The sequence below is a fragment of the Aeromonas fluvialis genome, assembly GCF_000819885.1.
Classification (GTDB): domain Bacteria; phylum Pseudomonadota; class Gammaproteobacteria; order Enterobacterales; family Aeromonadaceae; genus Aeromonas; species Aeromonas fluvialis.
Map to the genome: position 1 here is coordinate 120,557 of NZ_CDBO01000027.1, position 6,438 is coordinate 126,994.

The 6,438-nt window shown below is 56.8% G+C and carries 6 protein-coding genes; 3 read left to right on the forward strand and 3 right to left on the reverse strand.

What is annotated here, in order from left to right; all coding sequences use genetic code 11:
* Positions 1–25 precede the first annotated feature (25 nt).
* Complete coding sequence (gene uup / locus BN1125_RS06520; protein ID WP_042011329.1) at positions 26–1,936, forward strand: ATP-binding cassette ATPase Uup; 1,911 nt, start codon at positions 26–28, stop codon at positions 1,934–1,936.
* 158 nt (positions 1,937–2,094) lie between these two features.
* A complete protein-coding gene (gene rmf, locus BN1125_RS18470) occupies positions 2,095–2,274 on the forward strand; it encodes a ribosome modulation factor (RefSeq protein ID WP_005315693.1) in 180 nt (59 codons plus the stop codon).
* Between the two features lie 84 nt (positions 2,275–2,358).
* Here the strand turns inward: rmf and fabA are convergent, their stop codons facing one another.
* The gene (gene fabA / locus BN1125_RS06525) at positions 2,359–2,919 is read right to left on the reverse strand and encodes a 3-hydroxyacyl-[acyl-carrier-protein] dehydratase FabA (protein ID WP_042011330.1); all 561 of its coding nucleotides are present in this window, start codon (positions 2,917–2,919) and stop codon (positions 2,359–2,361) included.
* Between the two features lie 77 nt (positions 2,920–2,996).
* Positions 2,997–4,973 carry a Lon protease family protein gene (locus tag BN1125_RS06530; protein WP_042011331.1) on the reverse strand — a complete coding sequence of 659 codons (1,977 nt, stop codon included), beginning with the start codon at positions 4,971–4,973 and terminating at the stop codon, positions 2,997–2,999.
* Between the two features lie 140 nt (positions 4,974–5,113).
* Here BN1125_RS06530 and BN1125_RS06535 point away from each other — a divergent pair, with 140 nt between their 5' ends.
* Positions 5,114–5,545 carry a hypothetical protein gene (locus tag BN1125_RS06535; protein ID WP_042011332.1) on the forward strand — a complete coding sequence of 144 codons (432 nt, stop codon included), beginning with the start codon at positions 5,114–5,116 and terminating at the stop codon, positions 5,543–5,545.
* A 28-nt stretch (positions 5,546–5,573) separates the two neighbouring features.
* On the opposite strand, the gene BN1125_RS06540 is transcribed toward BN1125_RS06535, so the two are convergent.
* Positions 5,574–5,864, reverse strand: a complete 291-nt coding sequence (locus BN1125_RS06540; RefSeq protein ID WP_042011333.1) for a hypothetical protein — start codon at positions 5,862–5,864, stop codon at positions 5,574–5,576.
* Positions 5,865–6,438 lie beyond the last annotated feature (574 nt).

Here is a 6,438-nt window from a genome sequence, read left to right on the forward strand (position 1 = left end):
TTTTCATATGAAATAAGGAACAAACATGGCTCTTTTAACATTGCACGGCGCATGTCTGTCGTTCAGTGATTTCCCGCTGCTCGACAATGCCGAATTGACCATCGAGCGCGGCGAGCGCCTCTGTCTGGTGGGCCGCAACGGGGCGGGCAAGTCCACCCTGATGAAGGTGATCGCCAGTGAATTGCCGCTGGATGACGGCCGTCTGGTGCTGCAGCAAGATTTGAAAGTGACCCGCCTTGAGCAGGATCCGCCAGCCTCCAGCGAGCTGACGGTGTTTGACTATGCCGCCGAAGGGCTGGCGGGGGTTGGCGAGCTGCTCAAGCAGTATCACCACATCTCTATGGAGCTGGCACACGATCCCTCAGATGCCAACATTCGCAAGATGAGCGAGTTGCAAGAGCAGCTCGACTATCAGAATGGCTGGCAGTTCGAGACCCGCATCAGCCAGGTGCTGACCCTGTTGGGACTGGATCCCGACGTGACCCTCGACAGCCTCTCCGGCGGCTGGTTGCGCAAAGTGGCGCTGGCCCGCGCCCTGGCTTGCGATCCCGACTTGTTGCTGCTCGATGAGCCGACCAACCACCTGGATATCGAAGCCATCAACTGGCTGGAAGATTTCCTCAAGGATTTTCGCGGCGCCATCGTCTTTATCTCTCACGATCGGGAGTTCATCCACAAGCTGGCAACCAGGATCATCGATCTTGATCGTGGCGCCATCACCTCCTGGCCGGGCAACTACGATGAATACCTGCAGGGGAAAGAGGAGTGGCTGCGGGTCGAAGAGCTGAAGAATGCCGAGTTCGACCGCAAGCTGGCCCAGGAAGAGGTATGGGTGCGTCAGGGCATCAAGGCGCGCCGTACCCGTAACGAAGGCCGGGTGCGCGCCCTTGAGGCGATGCGGATGGAGCGTTCCCAGCGCCGCGAGCTGCAGGGCAAGGCCAAGCTGCAACTGGACGAGGTTAATCGCTCTGGCAAGCTGGTGTTCGAGACCGAAGGGCTGGGGCTTGACTTTGGCGATCGCACCCTGTTCAAGGGGCTCGATCTGCAAGTGCTGCGCGGCGACAAGATTGCGCTGGTCGGCCCCAATGGTTGCGGCAAGTCGACTCTGATCAAGTTGCTGCTGGCTCAACTCGCGCCGAGTCGCGGCACAGTCAAGGGGGGCACCAATCTGGAGGTGGCCTACTTCGATCAGTATCGCGAGCAGCTCGATCCCGAGCAGACCGTGGTGGACAACGTGGGGGAGGGTAAGCAGGAGGTGATGGTGCGTGGCCGCTCCCGTCATATTCTCGGTTACCTGCAGGACTTCCTGTTCGAGCCCAAGCGGGCTCGTACGCCGGTCAAAGCGCTCTCCGGTGGCGAGAAGAACCGACTGCTGTTGGCCAAGCTGTTCCTCAAGCCCAGCAACTTGCTGATCCTCGATGAACCGACCAACGATCTGGATGTGGAAACTCTGGAGCTGCTGGAAGAGCTGCTTTCAGACTACCCCGGCACCCTGCTGCTGGTGAGTCACGATCGTCGCTTCATCGATAACACCGTGACCGGCTGCTGGCTGTTTGAAGGGGATGGCCGCATCAGCGACTACGTGGGCGGCTATGCCGACATGATGGCCACCCGCGAACAGCAGAGCGCCCAGCAACAGGCCAAGAGTGCACCGAAAGCAGCCGAGCCGGTTGTCGCCGTTGCAAGCGAAGCGCCGAAGAAGGGCAAGAAGCTCTCTTATAAGCTACAGCTTGAACTGGAGGGGTTACCAGCCCGTCTCGAGCAGCTGGAAGCCGAACTGGATGCGCTGCAAAGCGAGATCAACCAGCCCGGTTTCTTCTCTCTGTCAGCCAAGCAAACCCAGCCGAAACTGGATGCACTCAATGCTGCCGAAGCGGCATTGGAGCAGGCATTTGCTCGCTGGGAAGAGCTGGAAGGACTCAAAAATCAGGAGTAAGTTCCCTGTAATTAAAACTTAATCCAGTTCAGTGCCTTGTGTCACATAGCCCGGTTAGGGTAGAAGTTTTTGTTTGACCCGGTGCACTCGCAGGAGTAAAGATGAAAGCGACCGATGCACAATTGGTCGCTTTTTTTGTTCCACGAAGAGGGTCGTAGATGATGAAGAGACAGAAGCGGGACCGTCTGGAAAGAGCTCGTGCTCGTGGTTATCAGGCTGGCGTGGTCGGCAAACAGAAAGAAGCGTGTCCGTACCAATGTCTGGATGCCCGAGGGCATTGGCTTGGTGGTTGGCGTGACGCCATGGAAGGGCGGGGTTCAGGCCTCTTCATGAAGTAGCGGGTACTTCATCACTCATTACAAAAGGAAAGGGGCCATTGTGGCCCCTTTGCGTTAATGCTGTTTTACCACGGATCAGACAGGTCAGAATGCAGTGGTGTCTTTGAACAGGCCGACTTTCAGATCGGTGGCGCTGTAGATCGGACGGCCATCGACTTCGACGACGCCATCGGCGATCCCCATCACCAGCTTGCGGTTGATGACGCGCTTGAAGGTGATCTTGTAGGTCACTTTCTTGGCGGTCGGCAGGATCTGGCCGGTGAATTTCACTTCACCCACGCCCAGAGCACGACCCTTGCCGGGGCCACCTTTCCAGCCCAGGAAGAAGCCAACCAGCTGCCACATGGCGTCCAGACCGAGACAGCCAGGCATCACAGGATCACCCGGGAAGTGGCAATCGAAGAACCAGAGATCCGGAGTAATGTCGAGCTCAGCCAGGATCTCGCCCTTGCCGTGTTCGCCGCCGTTGTCATTGATCGTGACGATGCGGTCCATCATCAACATGTTGGGGGCAGGCAGCTGACTGTTACCCTCACCAAACAGTTCGCCACGGCTGCAAGCCAGCAGCTCTTCACGGGTAAAAGAGTTCTTGCCCTGTTCGCACAGGGAAAGGCGGGCTTCCATGGTGGTATTGTCTACGGTCACGCGGTATTTCCTTCAAATGGGTCAAAGCCGGGTCAATTTAGCTTACACTTGTTCGCTAAACAACTCCGATCACTTCATCAGTGGCCAAACAGGCGTCCCAGCAGGGCACGCAGCAATCCGACTTTGGCAGTGGAGCCGTTCAACTCGTCCAACCGCTCCTGAATACGGCCAAACAGGGTATCGGGCATATCAGGCTCACCGGCGACACAGCCAGTCAGCAACTCGATGGCCTCTTCCACATGATCCACCGGGTGGATGTGGAACTGGCCTGCTTCAACCGCTGCAATTACCTCGTCAGAGAGGTTCAACTGCTGGATGTTGGTGCCCGGCAGAATGATCCCTTGCTTGCCGGTGATGCCGTGGATCTTGCACACACGGAAGAAGCCTTCAATCTTCTCGTTCACGCCACCAACGGCCTGCACATTGCCAAACTGGTCGACAGCGCCGGTGACGGCGAAGTGTTGATAGATGGGCTGGCGGGCGAGGGCAGAGAGCAGGGCACACAGGCCGGTCAGGGAAGCACTGTCACCGTCAATTTCGTGGTAAGACTGCTCGAATACCAGATTGGCCGACAGGGGGGAGGGGTTCTCTGCCCCAAACTTGTTGGAGAGATAACCGTGGATAATCATCATCGCCTTGGCGTGGATATGACCGGCCAGCTCCGCCTTGCGCTCGATATCGGCCACATCGCCATCACCCAGATGGACGGTGGCGGTGAGGCGCACTGGCTCGCCAAAATCATAGGGGTGACCGGAGACCTGAATGACTGACAGGCCATTGATCTGGCCGATCTCTTCGCCATCGGTTTGCAGCAGGATCTGGCCGTCGATGACGCCCTGATCGGACTGTTCAACCAGATAGTTGAGCCGGTAATCCTGCTCCTCCAGTGCGCCGCGAATATGTTCGTCGGTCACCACATCAGATTCCAGCTCCCGGGCCAGACTGTCAGACATCCGCATGATGGCGGCCAGCTGCACTTCGGAGAGCGACAGCCACTCCTGATGGTCACACAGGCGGCTGGCATGACGGCAAAGGGCGGCGAGGGCGGCAGGCGTGAAGTCCAGCAGGTTCCAGCGCTGACGAACCCAGGCCAGATACTGCAAAAACTCCTGCAGATCCTCTTCAATATTGACCTCGGAAACCAGGTCTGCGCGCAGGAAGATACGCTCGGACATATCGCGATCCAGCATCTGGAACTCTGCCACGTCGAGTCGGTCACCCACCAGGATCAGCTTGAGCTTGATCGGGGTCGCCTCAGGTGCGAAGAAGGGGGTCAGGGTTTTTCCTTCCTGATAGGCGTTCCAGTCCAGTTCGCCTTTTTGCATGGCATTTTTCAGCTTGAACCAGAGGTGCGGCTGATCCAGCAGCTCGTCCAGTTGCAAAATGAGGTAGCCGCCGTTGGCTTCGCGCAGTAAACCTGGTTCCAAAAGGTGCTGATTTGCATAGACAGAGCCTTGCTCGGTCTGGTAGTTGATGGAACCAAAAAGGGTATCCCAGTTGAGATCGCGGCCATAAATCACCGGTGCTTCCTGCGCTTCGTGATGGATTAGCAGGTTGATCAGAATGGGGTGCTGGAACTCCAGCCCCAATGCCACGTGAGCCGCCAGGTCGGAGAGGAAATCATCGATTTTCGGATCATTGTTCTGCTTGCGCATGATGCGGGTCACGACGCGCTCGGCATCGAGGTGGTGGCTCAAGAGTTTGAGCAGCTCACCAACCATTTCGCAGAATTCGATGCCGGTGCCGGGTTGCAGTCGCAGCCAGATAGGTTTGTAGGGGTTGTTGAGATTCTCGGTGTAGCAGAGATCAAACAGGTCGCCATCCTTGCCATTGGAGTCGGCAATCAGTGTCTGGCAAACACCTTCGTAATCTGCACCGGGAAAACCGTTGAGCAGCATGACCGGACAGTCACCATCAAAACTGGCGAGGCGCGTGATGCCGGAAATGGCTCTGGGCTGCAGCGCCGCAAAGGGGATAGGTTCAAGCTCACTGAGCATGGAGAACTGTTCAATCGCAAAAGCGGGTTTTAATTGTTCTGATGTTAATTCAGCCACTTAAGACATCCGGTCGAAGATAGGATCAATTGTTGCCATTATACACAGTTCAATAAGCGGCGACAGGAAACAAGACACGCCATTTAACATAATATACATTATGCGCAGTGATGGGTTTGTACGTTTTGGAGGTTTTTTCGATGAAGCACGGCCGTCGCCCACAGGATCGACTCTCGCTGGATGCGTTAACCGCCGGTGTCGACCTGTTGGCACAACTGCGGCGCCATCGGTTTCGGCAGCTGGAGATCACGGTGCCCGATGACCACCAGTTGCTGTGGTTCGACGTGTTCCCGTTGGCCGGTGCGTTGGTGCTGGTTCATCGGGACACCCCGTTGTGGGTCTGCCGCTGGCAGTTGGTTGACCGGGTGGCTGTCATCCACGACTGGCGGGCGTTTTGGTACACCCATCAACAGGATTTTGCCCATCTGCCGCTGGAGGCGATTTGTTGGCTATCCAGTCGTTACCAGGTTAAATGGGCCGCGCCCAGTGGCAGGCACTTTTGGCAGCGCTGCCTGCGGGAGGCCTGCGCCCGTGGCCTGTCGGTGAACGCTGGTGCCATCGGCCAGCCCTAAACACCGCTCACCGGGTTGGATGGCTCGGTTAGCCGTGCTCTATGGGCGCAACATCGCGGCGTGCGGCATGCAGCACAACGGACATTTCCTCTGGGCTGGCCCGTCGCACCACATCCACAGGCCTGGCGCTGCCCAGCCAGCCATTGGCCGATTGGAACCAGATCGCTAGCGCCACAGGACCACGCTGGGTTTGCAGGATGCTGATGATCTGGTCCAGTTCTGGCGATGCTGGCAGGTTCAGCTCGGCCAGACTGAGGACATAGCCTCGGGCCAGCAGCTCCTCACGGGTTGCGACCCGAAACGGTGATTTTTCGCCCATTATTCGCTCCTCTGGTGTGAGACATGTTGAAGGTCAAAAAGAGGTTTTGAAGGTTAAAACAAAGATGTTGAAGGTCAATTTTCACAAATGATGCCGATAACCCTATTTATCGGCATCAATGGGGCTATTTTTTATCGATGTTATTGGGCTTAGCGCCATCAGGATTGGCTCGTGCGTAATCGATCCCGCCACGTTCATAATTGTGAAAACTTAGATGTCTTCCTTGATCGATTTCTCTCGTTAGATCTTTACGAGAGACAACCCCTCGCCCCCGTATCGTCTAAGCGGCGACGGCCCGTCGAGCCAGCTAGTAGAAGGACAATAATATCTAGTTGATTCCCCCTGCAGATGCTCTTGCAGCGATGCCAGAATAACACAGTCAACACCCCTGCCCCACATCACCGAAATGTCCCATTTTGAGACCAGAGTTCACAATTAAAGTGACCCTCGATGGCGCCCCCCCCCCCCGCCCGTTCAGTCATCGATACACCCTCCACGCGTTATCCGGTCTTGATGGGACAAGAGACCAGACTCTTTCGAGAGTGGTCTCTTACTCGTAAGCGCCGTTAAATCG